The organism is Azospirillum sp. A26 (assembly GCF_042604635.1).
In the GTDB taxonomy this organism is placed as follows: Bacteria; Pseudomonadota; Alphaproteobacteria; order Azospirillales; family Azospirillaceae; genus Azospirillum; species Azospirillum palustre.
In genome coordinates this window covers 112,158-128,018 of sequence record NZ_CP170474.1, presented here as the reverse complement: position 1 = coordinate 128,018, position 15,861 = coordinate 112,158, and the positions used below count along the sequence as shown (strand labels likewise).

16 protein-coding genes are annotated in these 15,861 nt (G+C 67.7%); 11 read left to right on the top strand and 5 right to left on the bottom strand.

The annotated features are described in order from the left end of the window. Positions 1 to 132 precede the first annotated feature (132 nt). The 4 genes from ABNQ39_RS24305 (at position 133) to ABNQ39_RS24290 (ending at position 3,611) form a co-directional block, all read left to right on the top strand. The gene (locus ABNQ39_RS24305; RefSeq protein ID WP_376962859.1) at positions 133 to 1,071 is read left to right on the top strand and encodes a LysR family transcriptional regulator; all 939 of its coding nucleotides are present in this window, start codon (positions 133 to 135) and stop codon (positions 1,069 to 1,071) included. A gap of 159 nt (positions 1,072 to 1,230) precedes the next feature. Further along, positions 1,231 to 1,539, top strand: a complete 309-nt coding sequence (locus tag ABNQ39_RS24300; RefSeq protein WP_376962857.1) for a hypothetical protein — start codon at positions 1,231 to 1,233, stop codon at positions 1,537 to 1,539. Positions 1,540 to 1,724: 185 nt separating this feature from the next. Continuing rightward, on the top strand, positions 1,725 to 2,678 hold the full coding sequence (locus ABNQ39_RS24295; RefSeq protein WP_376962855.1) for a GlxA family transcriptional regulator: 954 nt from the start codon (positions 1,725 to 1,727) through the stop codon (positions 2,676 to 2,678). A gap of 174 nt (positions 2,679 to 2,852) precedes the next feature. After that, positions 2,853 to 3,611, top strand: a complete 759-nt coding sequence (locus ABNQ39_RS24290) for an SDR family oxidoreductase (RefSeq protein ID WP_376962853.1) — start codon at positions 2,853 to 2,855, stop codon at positions 3,609 to 3,611. Between the two features lie 169 nt (positions 3,612 to 3,780). Here ABNQ39_RS24290 and ABNQ39_RS24285 read toward each other — a convergent pair whose 3' ends face one another. The 3 genes from ABNQ39_RS24285 to ABNQ39_RS24275 form a co-directional block, all read right to left on the bottom strand. After that, complete coding sequence (locus tag ABNQ39_RS24285) at positions 3,781 to 5,097, bottom strand: aspartate aminotransferase family protein (RefSeq protein WP_376962851.1); 1,317 nt, start codon at positions 5,095 to 5,097, stop codon at positions 3,781 to 3,783. Positions 5,098 to 5,103: 6 nt separating this feature from the next. After that, positions 5,104 to 6,141, bottom strand: coding sequence for a phosphotransferase (locus ABNQ39_RS24280; RefSeq protein WP_376962849.1), 1,038 nt, complete (start codon positions 6,139 to 6,141; stop codon positions 5,104 to 5,106). Positions 6,142 to 6,227: 86 nt separating this feature from the next. Next, complete coding sequence (locus ABNQ39_RS24275; protein ID WP_376962847.1) at positions 6,228 to 6,923, bottom strand: GntR family transcriptional regulator; 696 nt, start codon at positions 6,921 to 6,923, stop codon at positions 6,228 to 6,230. Positions 6,924 to 7,065: 142 nt separating this feature from the next. Between ABNQ39_RS24275 and ABNQ39_RS24270 the strand changes: the two genes are divergently transcribed. Together ABNQ39_RS24270 and ABNQ39_RS24265 are read left to right on the top strand one after the other, a co-directional pair. Next, a complete protein-coding gene (locus tag ABNQ39_RS24270; RefSeq protein WP_376962845.1) occupies positions 7,066 to 8,010 on the top strand; it encodes a 3-hydroxyacyl-CoA dehydrogenase NAD-binding domain-containing protein in 945 nt (314 codons plus the stop codon). Continuing rightward, positions 8,007 to 8,720, top strand: a complete 714-nt coding sequence (locus ABNQ39_RS24265) for an aspartate/glutamate racemase family protein (protein ID WP_376962843.1) — start codon at positions 8,007 to 8,009, stop codon at positions 8,718 to 8,720. Before ABNQ39_RS24270 ends, ABNQ39_RS24265 begins: the two co-directional genes overlap by 4 nt. A gap of 11 nt (positions 8,721 to 8,731) precedes the next feature. On the opposite strand, the gene ABNQ39_RS24260 is transcribed toward ABNQ39_RS24265, so the two are convergent. Further along, positions 8,732 to 9,448: a GntR family transcriptional regulator gene (locus tag ABNQ39_RS24260; RefSeq protein WP_376962841.1), complete on the bottom strand. Its 717-nt coding sequence runs from the start codon at positions 9,446 to 9,448 to the stop codon at positions 8,732 to 8,734. A gap of 15 nt (positions 9,449 to 9,463) precedes the next feature. Beyond that, complete coding sequence (locus ABNQ39_RS24255; RefSeq protein WP_376962839.1) at positions 9,464 to 10,363, bottom strand: dihydrodipicolinate synthase family protein; 900 nt, start codon at positions 10,361 to 10,363, stop codon at positions 9,464 to 9,466. Positions 10,364 to 10,589: 226 nt separating this feature from the next. Between ABNQ39_RS24255 and ABNQ39_RS24250 the strand changes: the two genes are divergently transcribed. The 5 genes from ABNQ39_RS24250 to ABNQ39_RS24230 are packed head-to-tail and all read left to right on the top strand — an operon-like array spanning position 10,590 to position 15,849. After that, a complete protein-coding gene (locus tag ABNQ39_RS24250; protein WP_376962837.1) occupies positions 10,590 to 11,957 on the top strand; it encodes an ABC transporter substrate-binding protein in 1,368 nt (455 codons plus the stop codon). Beyond that, complete coding sequence (locus tag ABNQ39_RS24245; RefSeq protein ID WP_376962835.1) at positions 11,954 to 12,886, top strand: carbohydrate ABC transporter permease; 933 nt, start codon at positions 11,954 to 11,956, stop codon at positions 12,884 to 12,886. Before ABNQ39_RS24250 ends, ABNQ39_RS24245 begins: the two co-directional genes overlap by 4 nt. Beyond that, a complete protein-coding gene (locus ABNQ39_RS24240; protein WP_376962832.1) occupies positions 12,883 to 13,713 on the top strand; it encodes a carbohydrate ABC transporter permease in 831 nt (276 codons plus the stop codon). The genes ABNQ39_RS24245 and ABNQ39_RS24240 overlap by 4 nt, the downstream gene beginning before the upstream one ends. 25 nt (positions 13,714 to 13,738) lie before the next feature. Further along, positions 13,739 to 14,836, top strand: a complete 1,098-nt coding sequence (locus ABNQ39_RS24235) for an ABC transporter ATP-binding protein (protein ID WP_376962830.1) — start codon at positions 13,739 to 13,741, stop codon at positions 14,834 to 14,836. Then, the gene (locus ABNQ39_RS24230) at positions 14,836 to 15,849 is read left to right on the top strand and encodes an aldo/keto reductase (protein WP_376962828.1); all 1,014 of its coding nucleotides are present in this window, start codon (positions 14,836 to 14,838) and stop codon (positions 15,847 to 15,849) included. The genes ABNQ39_RS24235 and ABNQ39_RS24230 overlap by 1 nt, the downstream gene beginning before the upstream one ends. Positions 15,850 to 15,861 lie beyond the last annotated feature (12 nt).

Sequence of the window (15,861 nt, the reverse complement as noted above, 5' to 3'; positions counted from 1 at the left end):
TGTCGGGGGCCGCGGCGGTGGAGGTTTTCCGCCGCGGCGCATGCCCACCAGTTAGCACCGGGCGGCGGGCTTGATTACCCGTCAAGCGCGGGCAACATTGTGCCGGAAACCGATCCAATCGCCGGGTGGCGGATGCAGGACCTGAACGACACCATCGCCTTCGTCAAAGTCGTGGAGGAGGGCAGTTTCACCAAGGCCGCCCGGCGGCTGCGGCTGCCCAAGACAACGCTGAGCCGCAAGGTGCGCGATCTCGAACAGCGGCTCGGCATCCAGCTTCTGCACCGCACCACCCGCCGCATCGGGCTGACGGAGGCGGGGACGGTGTATTTCGACCGCTGCCGCCGGATCGCCGAAGAGCTGGAGCAGGCGGAAAGCGCCGTTGCCCAGCTTCGCGACGCGCCGCGCGGCTGGCTGCGGATCACCACCCCGCCATCCTTCGGAATGAAGGTCATCGCACCGCTGCTGCCCGACTTCCGCAGCCGCTATCCCGATGTCCGCATCGATCTGGTGCTGAGCCACGAGAACCTCGATCTGGTGGCGCGGGACATCGATCTGGCGATCAGGATGGGAACCTTGCAGGACTCCAGCATGGCGGCGCGCAAGCTGGGAGTCCTCCACCGCCATGTCTACGCCGCACCGTCCTATTGTGCCGTTCATGGGCTGCCGGGCCATCCCGACGCGCTGATCCGCCATCTGACGCTGGCGAACATGACCGCCCGCCGTCCCTCGGGCTTCGCCTGGCGGCTGTTCCGCACCGACGGGGGCCAGCCGGGGGAGGTGGATGCGGTCATCGACCCGGTGATGTCGGCCGACGATCCGGAGATGCTGGTCCCGACGCTGCTGGCCGGCGGCGGGCTGGTGCTCGCCACCGACTTCGCCATGCGATCCTACCGGTCGGCCGGTCAGGTGCAGCGGGTGCTCGATGGCTGGAAAGGATCGCACGTCGATCTGCACGCGGTTTTCCCCGGCGGACGGATTCAGCCGCCGAAGGTGCGGTCCTTTCTGGATTTCCTGACGACACGCATCGATCTCGGGGACAGTGCTGACCGGGAGGTTGCGGTCAAACGGTAAGCGGCGTGTTTGTCGTTCCGTAGTGCGCAACAGTATTCTTCAATTTGGCATATTTATCACAGATAGGAGAACGGTTAGCGTCCTTGCATTGACCGGCACGGCATTTCGTTCGCGTCCGGCCCGATCCCAACCTCTCCCCCGGATCAAAGGACGCGGGTCATGAGCCGATCCATCTCCCTCTGCGCCGCCGCTGGCGACACGCTGTCGACCTTGTCCTGCAAGCTGCAAAGCGCCGGCTGCTCCATCGTCCGTGGGGTGCTGGACCTGCTGATGCTGCCCTCGGGCTACCAGCGTCTTCTCGGTTGGCTGGCCAGCCATCTGCTGTCGATTGCCGGACAGCTCGGCAACAACGCGTCGGACCTGATTCCTGCTGATCTGATGGCTTCCGCTGCCTTTCCGGCCATCATCGCCTGTGCGGTGCTCGTGGCGCTGGCACCCCGTATGCCGACATCGGTGAGAACCTTCTGAGGGTATTCGTTCCAGTCGAGCATCGCTTGGACGGGACTCAGGGCGCATATCCAGCCAACATGATGTCTGGAATCGTCGGATCTTTGACATTCCAGACAAGCCGGCCGCCGCATAGTCTGGTTCCAGCCGCGGGCCATCGGGCCTGCCGGCTGCGGAACGGGACTAAGGTCGAGCCGGAGAAGAACATGCTCACCATCGGGTTCGTGGTGTTCGACGATTTCCAGGTGATGGGAATGGCTGCGCTGTCGGCGTTCGAGATGGCTAATCTCGTGCTCGGCCGTCCTGCCTACCGGGTCCATGTCCTGTCGGAGCAGGGTGGACCGGTGCGCAACTCGCTGGGCTTCGCCATCGACACCGTCGCGTTCGGCGAGGATTTCTTCGACACGACCGTCACCATCGGATCGCTGCGGGTCAAGCCGAGCACGCCGGGGCTGCTGGCCTATCTGCGAGACGCCGCCGTCGCCTCGCGCCGGGTCGCCGGCATCTGCACCGGCGCCTATGTGCTGGCGGAGGCCGGGCTGCTTGACGGCCGCCACGCCACCACCCATTGGAGCCACGCCCGCAACCTCCAGCGGCTCTATCCCGCTGTGAAGGTGGAGGAGGACCGCATCTTCAGCGTCGACGGCAATGTCTGGACCTCCGCCGGGATGAGCGCCGGCATCGACCTCGCCATGGCGCTGGTCGAGGATGATTTCGGAGCGGAGGTCGCCAAGGCGGTGGCGCGCAAGCTGGTGGTCTATCTGCGCCGGCCGGGCGGCCAGTCGCAATTCTCCGCCCTCCTGGATCTGGAACCGCGCTCCGACCGCGTCCGGCGGGCGCTGGTCCATGCCAAGGAGAATCTGAGGAACGAGCTGTCGGTGGAGGAACTGGCGGAGGCGGCCAATCTTAGCCCGCGCCAGTTCAGCCGGTTGTTCCGCCAGGAAACCGGCCAGACCCCGGCCAAGGCGGTCGAGCATCTGCGGTTGGAGGCGGCGCGCGTGATGATGGAGGAAGGGCGCCATCCGATGGATGTCATCGCCCGCGAGACCGGATTCGCCGACCGCGAGCGCATGCGCCGCGCCTTCCTGCGTGCCTACGGCCAGCCACCGCAAATGGTCCGCCGCGCCGTCGAAGCCGGCCGCGCTTCGGCACTGGAGTAGGCGGCGGTCGTGGCTTCGATCTCTGTCGGGGCCATTAATAGCTAGATATGGCTCCGCCGGCACTGCGGGTGCGACAGCTTTTCACATCATCCAGCACAGAGCTTCTCCGGGGGATATTTCCATTCCCCGAACGCCTTCACTTGCCCATTTTCAAACAAGGACGGACATCAGGCCATGCAACTCACCGGAAACACCATCTTCATCACGGGCTCGACCTCCGGCATCGGCCGCGGTCTGGCCGAGGCGTTCCACAAGCTGGGCAACCAGGTCATCATCGCCGGCCGGCGCAAGGCCCTGCTGGACGAGGTGACCGCCGCCAACCCCGGCATGACGGGCATCGAACTGGACATCGCCGACCCGGTCAGCATCCAGGCCGCGGCCGAGCGGCTGGTTGCCGAGAATCCGACGCTGAACGTCCTGATCAACAACGCCGGCATCATGCCGTTCGACGATGCCTCCGGCGCCATCGACGATGCGCAGGCGCAGTCGATCATCGCCACCAACCTGCTCGGGCCCATCCGCATGACCTCGGCGCTGATCGAGCATCTGAAGGCGCAGCCGCGCTCGGTGATCGTCAACAACACGTCCGTGCTCGCCTACACGCCGCTGGCCAGCACCGCGGTCTATTCCGCCACCAAGGCGGCGCTGCACAGCTACACGCTGTCCCAGCGCTTCATGCTGCGCAACAGCAGCGTCACCGTGCAGGAAATCGCGCCGCCCTGGGTCAACACCGACCTGATCAAGAAGGGCGACGATCCGCGTGCCATGCCGCTGGACGCCTTCATCGAACAGACGATGGCGGCCCTGGACACCGACGCCGAGGAGGCCATCGTCGAGAGCGCCCGCCAAATGCGCGACAATGCCGGCCCGAACGAGCATGCGCTGGTCATGGGCTTCAACAGCTACATCGCCGAGAACCCCATTCCGGTCTGATTGGCCCCGTCCGATCGGGCACAGATCGGAACAGGCCGCCCAGCCCGGCAACCGCCCGGCAACGACGGCCGGCACGTCGTCGGTGTAGGTGTTCATCTCGTTGCCGGTCGCCGTCTGGGTCGAGCGGCCATGGGGTGCGGCCGGAACGGTGGCGTTCCGGCCGCGTCCGTCACAGCGCCGCCAGCACCTCGTCGAGCGTGCTTAGGAACAGGCTGGCGTCGTCGGCCGAGAAGACCAGCGGCGGGCGGATCTTCAGGATGTGCCCTTCCTGGCCGGTGGCGCTGATCAGCACCCGGCGGCGGCGCATGTCGTTGACCACGCGGGCGGTTTCCTCCGGTGCCGGGGTCTTCGCCTTGCGGTCGCGCACCATCTCCACGCCGATGAACAGGCCGCTGCCGCGCACGTCGCCGATCAGGTCATGCTTGGCGGCGAGCGCGCGGATGCCGTCGATCATCTGGGTGCCGACGGTCAGGGCGTTCTCCTGCAGGTGCTCCGTCTTGATGACGCGCAGCACCGCGTGCGCCACGGCGCAGGACACCGGGTTGCCGCCGAAGGTGTTGAAATAGCGCTGGCTGCGGCCGAACGCCTCGATCACCTCCGGACGGAAGATGGCGCCGGCCACCGGATGGCCGTTGCCCATCGGCTTGCCGACCGTCACGATGTCGGGCACCAGCCCGTGGCGCGCGAAGCCCCACATGTGGGTGCCGAGCCGGCCGAAGCCGGGCTGCACCTCGTCGGCGACGAAGATGCCGCCGGCCTTGCGCATGACCTCGACCGCCGGGGCCAGGAAGCCGGCCGGATCGGTGAAGACGCCGCTGCTGGAGAAGATGGTGTCGACCAGCAGCGCCGCCGGGGCGATGCCCTTCTCGCGCAGGTCGGCGATGGCCTCCTCGACGGACCGGGCGAAGGCGGCGCCGACCTCCGAAGCCGGAATGCGGTAGCTGTCGGGCGACGGCACGACGCGGACATGGTCGCCCAGCTTCACCGCGGCGCCCAGCGAGGGCGACATCTCCGCCAGCGCCGAGGTGACGCCGTGATAGGCGTTGTGGGCGATGACGACGCCGGTGCCGCCGGTGTGGACGCGGGCGACGCGCAGCGCCAGATCGTTCGCCTCGCTGCCGGTGCAGGTCAGCATCAGGTGCGACAGGTCCGCCGGGAATTCCGCCAGGAAGGCTTCGGCGAAATCGAGGATGCCGTCGGTGAGGTAGCGCGTGTGGGTGTTCAGCACCGCCGCCTGCTTCGCCATCGCCTCCACCACCTCGGGCCGCGAATGGCCGACCGAGGCGACGTTGTTGTAGGCGTCGAGATAGCGGTTGCCGTCGGCGTCATAGAGGGAGGAGCCCTCGCCGCGCACGACATGGATCGGATCGGCGTAGAACAGGCGGTAGGCCGGGCCGAGCAGCTTTTCGCGGCGGGCGATCAGGGCGCGCTCGCGCTCCGGCAGGGAACCGGCGGCGTCGGGGGCGTAGGCGTTGATCATGGTCATGGCGGGTCACACTTCCTGGCAGGCGAGGTGGAGCAGAGTGCGTGCGGTGGCGGCCTCGTCGCCGGTCAGCTTTTCCAGCCCGGCAAAGGCACGTTCGGCATTCCGCAGGATGTAGGCGGCGTTCTCGGGATATTCGGCCGCCCGCCAGCCGGTGATCGAGATGGTCAGGGCAAGGCGCGCCGCGATCAGGTCGGGCAGCAAATCCGTCTCATCCGCCGTCAGCGGCAGCACGGCGTTGTAGGCGCGGGTCATCTCGACGATGGAGCCAAAGGGCGTCTCGCCGCTGGTGACGTGGTAGGCGAGGGCCGTCGCCAGATCGTTGATCAGCGGCGCCTTCAGCGCGTCGCCGAAATCGATGATGCCGGTGACCGCCTGATGCCCGACCGGATCGACCACCGCATTGTGCGGGTTGAGGTCGTTGTGGATCACCTGATGGCGCAGGGCGGGCAGGCGCGGGGCAACCCGGTCGGCGAAACGGGCGATGAAGCGCTCCACCATCCGGCGGCGCGGGCCGTCGGCCAGATAATGCAGCTTGTCGGCGACGCTGGCGGTGCGCGTGATGTCCCACAGCAGGTCGCGCTGCGAGCCCGGATGCTCGTAGTCGGCCAGCGCGAGGTCGAGCCGGGCCAGCGTCGTTCCCAGCGCCCGCATCAGTTCCGGTGAGGCCGGTGCCGCATGGAGCGGCGTGCCGTCGAGATAGGTCAGCAGACGCAGGATCATCGGATGGCCGTCGATCAGGACCGTCGTCTGCGCCTCGCCCTCCCGGCTCGGCACGACGCGCGGCACCGGCAGGGCCGGGTCGCGGGATGCCACATGCTGCATGGCGCCGGTCTGGAAGGCGGTGACCGGCTGCGGTTCGGCCGGGTTGGTGAACTTCAGCACATAGCCCTGCCCATCGGGCGTGGTGATGTGGAAGTTGCGGTCGCGCTCGCTGCTCAGTTCACGGACGCCGCCGGTCAGCCCGAAATGCCGCAGCATCATGGCGCCGGCCTCGTCCCCGGAGATCGGCGGCGCGACGGTGGTCAGTACATCACGCTGTGTCATGGCCGCACTCTCCTCGTCATTCGAAACGTCAATGTTTGATGCATCATCGTCATGCAAGACCCGGCTTCGGGCACCGGTGAAAGGGGTCAGGAAGCCAGGGTTACCGGTTGGATCTCGAGATGTTCAGCGTCGATCCGCTCCAGGATCGGGCCGCTGGCCAGCTGGATGTCGTCCTGGATGGCGCGGGCGGCGGCCGGGCCGTCATGGCGGCGGATGGCGTCCATCAGCGGGTAGTGATGGTCGATCATCGTGCGGCCGGCTCCGCCATAGACGTCGGCGATCAGCGGTCCCATCTGGAGCCAGAGCCGCCGCAGGATGTCGCCCAGCACCGGCATGTCGGCGATTTCGGCCAGCCTGAAGTGGAAGATCTGGTTGAGTTCGGTCGCCAGCGCGGTGTTGCCGGCGGCCATCGCCTCCTCGTTGTGCGTCAGCAGGGCTTCCAGCTGCTCGATCTGGGCCGGTGTGGCCCGCTCGGCGGCGCGGGCGGCGGCCAGCCCCTCCAGATTGACGCGGATGTCCCGGATTTCCAGATAGGCGGCGCGGGTCAGCATCGGGACGCGGATGTCGCGCGGCGAACGCAGCACCAGCGCCTGGTCCTGCACCAGCCGCAGGATGGCGTCGCGCACCGGGGTGACGCTGGTCCCCAGCCGTTCGGCCAGATCGCGGATCTTGAGCCGGTCGTTCGGCTTGAACACGCCCCGCATCAGCGCCTCGCACAATTTCTGGTAAATCGTGCTGCCGAGATTGTCGTGTTCAAGAAGGCTGAGGTCGAACCCGCTCATCGTCTGCCCGTCACCCGGCCATCTTGCTTCGGTGTATGATGCATCATATTGACCCGGTCACGGATGAAGGTCAAGCTGTCCCTGCCATGCACGCCCGTGCCCGGCCGTCTTTTCGATTCTTTTGTGCAGGAGTGCTCCCGCAATGCCGCCACCTCCGCCGTCCACCTCGCCCGTTGCCGTGCTTGGCTGCGGGTTGATCGGCGAAAGCTGGTCGGCCCTGTTCCTTGCCCACGGGCTGGACGTGGTCGCCTGGGACCCCGACAGTGCCGTGCTGGCCGCCTTGCCGCAGCGCGTGGAGCGGCTGCTCGGCCAGTTGCAGGCGCTGGGGACCGGCACCGCCCGACCCGGCCGGCTGTCCGTTGCGCAGTCGGTTGCGGCGGCCGTCGGCGATGCCGGCTGGATTCAGGAGAACGCGCCGGAAAAGACCGCGGTCAAGCACAGCCTCTATGCCGAGGTGGAGGCGGCGGCAAGGCCGGATGCGGTGATCGCCAGCAGCACCTCCTCGCTGACCTGGAGCGATCTGGCGGCGGGCGTGGTGCGGCGCGAGCGCCTCATCACCGCCCACCCCTTCAATCCGCCGCACCTGATGCCGCTGGTCGAGCTGTTCGCCGCCGACCCGCAGGTTCTGGCGCGAGCCGAGGCTTTCTATCGCGGCCTCGGCCGCGAGACGGTGGCGCTGAAGAAGGATGCGGTCGGCCACATCGCCAACCGGCTGGCGTCCGCCTTGTGGCGCGAGGCGGTCAACATCGTGGCGGAGGGCATTGCCGATGTCGCCGACGTCGATGCGGCGCTGGTCCATGGTCCGGGACTGCGCTGGTCGGTGATCGGCGCCCACATGGCCTATCATCTGGGCGGCGGCCCCGGCGGCATCGCCCATTACCTCGACCATCTCGGACCGAGCCAGGAACGGCGCTGGGCAACGCTCGGCAGCCCGAGCCTGACGCCGGAGGTTCGCCGACTGCTGGTCGATGGAATCGCAGACGAAGCCGCCGGCCGCTCCATCGCCGCGCTGGAGGCCGAACGGGACCGCGGGCTGATGCTGGCCTTGGCCGCCCGACAGACCACAAAGCAGGGAGAGGATGCATGACCGCCGAAACGGGTGCCGCCATGCCGGGGCCGCGCATCGCGCTCATTCACGCGCTTGAGGAATCGGTGGCACCGGCACGGGCCGCCTTCCGCGCGCATTGGCCGGAAGCGCGGATTTTTGACCTGCTCGACACCTCGCTGGCCGTCGATCTGGCGGAGGCCGGCCGGCTCGACGAGGGGATGATGGGGCGGTTCCGGACGCTGGCCGATTATGCCGCCGGCACGGTGGGCGCGGGCGGGCGCACGGCGGGCATCCTGTTCACCTGTTCGGCCTTTGCCCCGGCCATCGACGCGGTCAAGCAGCGCCTGACGATCCCGGTGCTGCGGCCGAACGAGTCCGCTTTCGAGGCGGCGATGGCGGTCGGCGACCGGATCGGCATCGTCGTCAGCTTCGGCCCGTCCGCCTTGTCCCTGCGCACCGAGCTGCTGGCGATGGCCGCCGCTGCCGGCCGCCGGATCGAGGTCACCGTCGCGGTTGCCGACGGCGCGCTGGCGGCGCTCAAGAGCGGTGACGGCGAGGGGCATGACGAGCGTGTCGCGGGGACCGCGGAGCAGTTGCGCGGCTGCGATGTCGTCATTCTCGGCCAGTTCTCGATGGCGCGGGCGCAGCCGAGGCTTCAGCCCCTGCTGTCGGTCCCGGTGCTGACCACGCCCGCGGCGGCGGTGGAGGCATTGCGCCGCCTGACGCAGCCGGCCGGCGGCATCCTGTAACCGGTACGGTCTTAGCGCAGACCGATGGCACGGTCGCGGGCGCTGAGGATGTGGGTGCCGATGGCATCCTTGGCCCGCTCCGGGTCGCGGGCCTGGATGGCATGGATGATGGCGAGATGCTCGCGCATCGTCGGCACCAGCACGGCGGTGTTCAGCTTGGTCTTCGACTGCTTGATCAACCGGATCTTGATCTGGTTGACCCGGTAGGCGTCGGAAATGATGGCGTTGCCCAGCGCGTCGATGATCGTCAGGTGCAGCGCCCAGTCGATGTCCTGCGCCTCCTGCAACAGGGCGGGCTGGATGCCGCCGCCCGCGCCGGTGTCGGCTTCCGCTTCGGCGCAGGCGGCGACGATGCGCTCGTGATCGTCCAGCAGCGCGCGGATTGTCGCCTCCGGCGCCTCACGGGCGAAGACCGCCACCGCTTCCCGTTCCAGGAACAAGCGGAACTGGAAGGCGTCGCGGATGAGGTTGAGGTCGACATGGGCGACCTGCATCCCCCGCTGCGGCACGGTCTTCACCAGCCCCTCGGCTTCCAGCCGCGGGATCAGTTCGCGGATCGCCCCCAGCGGCAGTTCGGTCAGCTCGACCAACTCGCGCTGCGAGATGAACTGCCCGGGGCGGATCTCGTCCGCCAGCAGCCGTTGCGTGAAGCTTTCGTAAGCCCGGCTGCGCAGGTTGACCGTGTCCCGGTCTCGCTTGGCCCGGTCGCTGTTGGCGGAGGTCGTCATCCGTGTGCTGTCCCTTCAGGCGGCCCTATCCGCGAACACCCGGTCGAAGAGATGGCCGAGAGTCGCAGTGTCCGCCACCGACATAGGCAGCAAAGGCGCCCTCACCGTCAACCATGCGCTGTCGCCGGTGGCGTGCGACACCAGCGCCTTCACCGCCGGGGTGACCGGGTAGCGCAGCACGGCGTCCACCAGCTCGACCAGGGCCGCATCGTCGCGACCCTGATGGACCACCGTCCGCAGCCGTCCCGGCACCAGATTGGCCATGCCGGAAATGGCGCCCTGGCCGCCGTCGCGCACGGCCTGGGCCAGCACCCGCTCGTCGCCGATCAGCACGGCGAGATCGTCGCGGTGGGCGGCGAGAAGCTGCTGGCTATAGCCCCAGTCGCCGGCCGAATCCTTGACTCCGGTGATCGCCTGGGGGAAGGCGGCCTTCAGCCGGCCGATCAGCGCGATCGACAGCGGAACCGCGGTGACCGACGGGATGTGGTACAGGATGATGTCGCGCGCCCGGTCACCCAGCTTGGCGATGAAGCTGGAGAACCACGCGAACAGCCCGTCGTCCGACACGCCCTTGAAGTAGAAGGGCGGGGCGACCAGCAGCGCCCGCGCGTCGGCATCGAGCAGCTGGTTGGCCTGGGCCAGCGCGTCGTGCAGCGACGCGGCGATGACGCCGCCGACCACATGGCTGCGGAAATCGATGCCGGCGCCCTTCAGCGCGCCGATCATCTGCTCGCGCGCCACATGGCCGAGCAGCGGACCCTCTCCCGTGGTGCCGAACAGGGTGACCGAGTCGCAGCCGCTGGCGAGGCACCAGGCGACATGCCGGGTCAGGCGGGCCAGATCCACGCTGCCGTCCTCATGGTAGGGCGTGGTCAGCGCGCAGGACAGGCCGAAGCGGCCAGTGGATTGATTCACTTTGCATTTCTCCCATGGGCGGCTGAACGGCAGGCCGAACGGCCACCGCGTTACGACTAACATGTTACTAGGATGTTTTTCGTTTGCAAGGGGGCTGCGCTGGATTTATACGTTGACCAAGCAATCAAATCGGTGGCGGCGCGGATCCGTGTCGCTCACAGTGTTCGCCGGTCAGGACAAGGCCGGGCATAAAGGCCCGGGCGATAACGGGGAGGAGTGCATGTCGATGTCGAACGGAATGTCTTTGTCGCGCCGCCGGCTTCTGGCGTCGGGCGCCGCGGCCGGTGCGCTGGGTTTGAGCGGTGCTCTCGGTCTTCCGGGGCTTCCCGCCTTCGCCCAGACCAGCGGGGTCGGTTCCAGCGGGGTCAACTGGCGCAAATATGCCGGCACCAAGATCGAGGTGAACCTGATCAAGAGCCCGCGCGGCGACACCCTGACCAAGTACCAGAAGGAATTCGAGGAGCTGACCGGCATCACCGTGGTGTCGGAACAGACCCCGGAGCAGCAGCAGCGCCAGAAGGCGGTGATCGAGCTGACCTCCGGCCGGCCGAGCTTCGACGTCGTGCACATCAGCTACCATGTCCAGAAGCGCCAGTTCGAGAAAGGCAAGTGGCTGGCCGACCTGACGCCCTTCATCAAGGACCCGGCGCTGACCGACGCCGGCTTGCTCGACGATTTCTCCGAAGCCGGGGTGACCTTCGCCCGCAATCCCGAAGGCGGGATCGGCGCCTTGCCCTTCTCGGTCGATTACTGGATCGTCTATTGGAACAAGGACCTGTTCGCGAAGAAGAACCTGTCCTTCCCCAAGACCTTCGACGAGATGGTGGCCGCCGCCGCCGCGCTGACCGACCCGTCGAGCCAGACCTACGGCTTCGTCGCCCGCGGCATGAAGAACGCCAACACCCCGGTGTGGACGAGCCTGCTGCTCGGTTACGACCAGTACAGCGTCGATGCCAACCGCAACCTGCTGACCGACACGCCGGAAGCCATCGAGGCGGCCAAGCTCTACCAGACGCTGATGACCAAGTCGGCGCCGCCGGGCGTCACCGGCTTCAACTGGGCGGAATGCCAGTCGGCCTTCCTCCAGGGTCGTGTCGGCATGTGGTTCGACGGCGTCGGCTTCGCCCCGCCGCTCGAGGATCCGGAGAAGTCGCGCGTCGTCGGCAAGGTCGGCTACGGCCTGATGCCGAAGGGACCGAAGGCGCATGCCGCGGCCACCACCGGCGACGGCATCGGCGTCACCGCGGCGTCGAAGAACAAGGAGGCCGCCTATCTCTACTGCCAGTGGGCGACCGGCAAGCTGATGGGCGCCCGCCTGTTGCAGGCCGGGGCCGGCGTGCCGTTCCGCAACTCGGTCCTGGCGGACGCCGAGGTGCGCAAGGGCGTCAAGATGCCGGCGGCCTGGGTCGATGCCGTGGTCGAATCGGCGAAGATCAGCCGCCTCGCCCTGCCGGTGATCATCCCGGTCACCGAGTTCCGCGACGTCCTGGGCGGGGCGCTGACCAACATGATTTCCGGCAGCGATCCGGCGGCCGAGCTGAAGCGCGCCACCGCCGACTTCAAGCCGATCCTCGAACGCAGCGAGAAGACGTGAGCATCCTGACCTCGTCTGACCGCGTGGTCGGCGCCGCTTCCGTCGGCAGGACGAAGCGGCTCCGGCCCTCCTACTGGCCCTTCGTGGTGCCGGCGCTGATCGTCGTCATCGGGGTCATCGTCTTTCCCTGGGTCTTCACCCTGTGGATGAGCGCCATGGAATGGCGCATCGGCGAGGAGCAGCGTTTCGTCGGTTTGCAGAACTATGCCCGGCTGTTCACCGACGTGCGCTTCCTCGAGGCGATGGTCCACACGCTGGTCTATACCGCGCTGTCGGTCCTGGCCCCGCTGGTGCTCGGCACCGCGGCGGCGCTGGCCTTCAACACCAAGCTGCCGGCGAGAGGCCTGCTGCGCGGCATCTTCGTCATGCCGATGATGGCGACCCCGGTCGCCATCGCGCTGGTGTGGACGATGATGTTCCACCCGCAGCTCGGCGTGCTGAACTACCTGCTGTCGCAGATCGGCATCGGGCCGCTGCAATGGGTCTACCACCCCAGCACGGTGATCCTGTCGCTGGTGCTGGTGGAGACCTGGCAGTGGACGCCGCTGGTGATGCTGATCGTGCTGGGCGGGCTGGCGTCGCTGCCGACCGAGCCGTACGAGAGCGCGCAGATCGACGGCGCCACCGCCTGGCAGCGCTTCCGCTACCTGACCCTGCCGATGATCAAGCCCTTCCTGATGGTCGCGGTCATCATCCGCAGCATCGACGCGCTGAAGAGCTTCGACATCCTCTACACCATCACCCAGGGCGGACCGGGCACGGCGTCGGAGACGATCAACCTGTATCTCTACAGCGTCGCCTTCACCTATTACGACATCGGCTACGGCTCGGCCATCGCGGTGGTGTTCTTCGTGCTGATCATCCTGCTGTCGCTGATCCTGCTGTACCTGCGCCAGCGCAGCGCCTGGAATACGGGAGACGGGCAATGAGCCGGCCGCTGAGGAAGCTTCTGGACAAGGCCGGAATGGCCGTCTGCGTCCTGCTGCTGGTGTCGCCGGCGCTGCTGTTCTTCCTCTGGATGCTGTCGCTGTCGCTGAAGTTCGAGATCGACAATGGCGCCTATCCGCCGATCCTGATCCCGGACCGCTTCGCCTGGAAGAACTACACGACGATCTTCGAGGGCAACAGCTTCCTGCTCTATTTCTGGAACAGCCTGATCGTCACCGGCGCCGCCACCCTGTTCGCGCTGGTGGTGGGCGTGCCGGCCGGCTACGGCATCGCCCGGATGCGGGCGCACAAGTCGGCGGTGGTCATCATGATCGCCCGCATGACGCCCGGCCTGTCCTTCCTGATCCCGCTGTTCCTGCTGTTCCAGTGGCTGGGGCTGCTCGGCACGCTGTGGCCGCAGATCATCATCCATCTGGTCGTCACCGTGCCCATCGTGATCTGGATCATGATCGGCTATTTCGAGACGACGCCGATGGAGCTGGAGGAGGCGGCGATGGTCGACGGCGCGACGCGCTGGCAGATCTTCGCCAAGGTGGCGCTGCCGATCGCCAAGCCCGGCATCGTCGTCGCCTTCATCCTGTCGGTGATCTTCTCCTGGAACAACTTCGTCTTCGGCATCGTGCTGGCCAGCCGCGAGACGCGGACCCTGCCGGTCGCCGTCTACAACATGCTGTCCTTCGAACAGGTGAGCTGGGGGCCGCTGGCCGCCGCAGCCCTGGTGGTGACGCTGCCGGTGCTGATCCTGACCGTGGCCGCCCAGCGCCAGATCGTGGCGGGCCTGACCGCCGGCGCCGTCAAGGGCGGCTGATCCATCCCAAGAAAGAGACGACCCCATGGCCTCCGTCAGCATCAGGAACGTCCGCAAATCCTACGGCGCGGTCGAGATCATCAAGGGCGTGTCCATCGACATCCAGGACGGCGAGTTCGTCATCCTGGTCGGCCCGTCGGGCTGCGGCAAATCCACCCTGCTGCGCATGATCGCCGGGCTGGAGGAGATCAGCGGCGGCACCGTCGCCATCGACGACCGCGTCGTCAACGACGTGCCGCCGAAGGACCGCGACATCGCGATGGTGTTCCAGAACTACGCGCTCTACCCGCACATGACCATCGCCGACAACATGAGCTTCGCGCTGCGGCTGAAGAACACCGCCAAGAGCGAGATCACGGCCAAGGTGGAGCGGGCGGCCGGCATCCTCGGCCTCGGCCCGCTGCTGGGCCGCTTCCCGCGCCAGCTCTCCGGCGGCCAGCGCCAGCGCGTGGCGATGGGGCGCGCCATCGTCCGCGACCCCAAGGTCTTCCTGTTCGACGAGCCGCTGTCCAACCTCGACGCCAAGCTGCGCGTGCAGATGCGCACCGAGATCAAGGAGATGCACCAGCGGCTGAAGACCACCACCGTCTACGTCACCCACGACCAGATCGAAGCCATGACCATGGCCGACAAGATCGTGGTGATGCATGACGGCATCATCGAGCAGATCGGCGCACCGCTCGACCTCTACGACAATCCGGCCAACATGTTCGTCGCCGGCTTCATCGGCTCGCCGGCGATGAACTTCATCCCCGGCAGCATCGGTGGCGACGGCTTCACCACCGAGGGCGGCGACCGCCTGCCGCTGGGCGGGCGCGTGCCGGCGGCCTCCGACGGACGGCCCGCCGTGTATGGCGTGCGTCCGGAGCATTTCCGCCTTGCCGACGAAGGGATGGCCGCCGAGGTGGTGGTGGTCGAGCCGACCGGCTCGGAAACCCAGATGGTCCTTCGCCCACTCGGTAGCAAAGTGGGCCAAGTGGGGGCAGGCCGCGAGGACCGCAAGCGCGAACTGACCTGGGTGCTGCGCGAGCGGACCGGCGCCAAGCCCGGCGAGGTGGTGCGGATCGCGCCCGATCCGGCGCTGGCCCATCTGTTCAACCCCGACACCGGGCTGCGCCTGTGATGACGCTGCCAACGAGAAGCTTGGGCCGCACCGGCATCGCCGTCTCGGAGATCGGCTTCGGCGCCGCGCCGCTGGGCGACCTGTACGGCCATCTCGACGAGGCCACCGCCGTCGGCGCCGCGGTCGCCGCGCTGTCGGCCGGCGTCACGCTGCTCGACACCTCGCCGCTCTACGGCCATGGCTTGGCGGAGGCGCGTTGCGGTGCCGCCCTGCGTCGGGCCGGGCGCGACGGTGTCGTGCTGTGCACCAAGGTCGGGCGCTGGATGGACCCGGCGCGGGGGCGAGGGGACGGCTCGGGCTATGCCGGCGGCTTTCCGCATCGGGCGGTCATCGACTATTCCTATGACGGCACGCTGCGGTCGGTGGAACAGTCGCTGCTGCGGCTGGGCACCGACCGCATCGACGTGCTGCTGATCCATGACGTCGATGTCTGGACCCATGGCGCCGACCGCATCGAGGCCCGCTTCGCCGAGGCGATGGACGGCGCCTATCGCGCGCTCGACCGGCTGCGCGCCGACGGCACGGTCAAGGCCATCGGCGTCGGCGTCAACGAGGCGGAGATGTGCGTCCGTTTCGCCAAGGCCGGCGATTTCGACGCCATGCTGCTGGCCGGGCGCTATTCGCTGCTGGAGCAGCCGGCGTTGGAAGAGTTTCTGCCGCTGGCCCAGGCCAAGGGCATCGGCGTGATGCTGGGCGGCGTCTTCAATTCCGGCATCCTCGCCAGCGGTGCCGTTCCCGGCGCCAAGTACAATTACGGCCCGGCGCCGGCCCATGTGCTGGAGCGGGTGGGGCGGATCGAGGCGGTCTGCAACGCCCATGGCGTGCCGCTCGCCACCGCGGCGCTGCATTTTGCCCTGGGGCATCCGGCGGTGTCGTCGGTGGTGCTGGGAGCGGTGACGGCCGGGGAGGTGAACCGCAACCTCGCCGCCATGGCGGCGGTTGTGCCGGCTGCGCTGTGGTCCGATCTGAAGGGCGAAGGGCTGCTGGCGGCGGACGTGCCGGTGCCGGCCTGAACCAACAAGGAT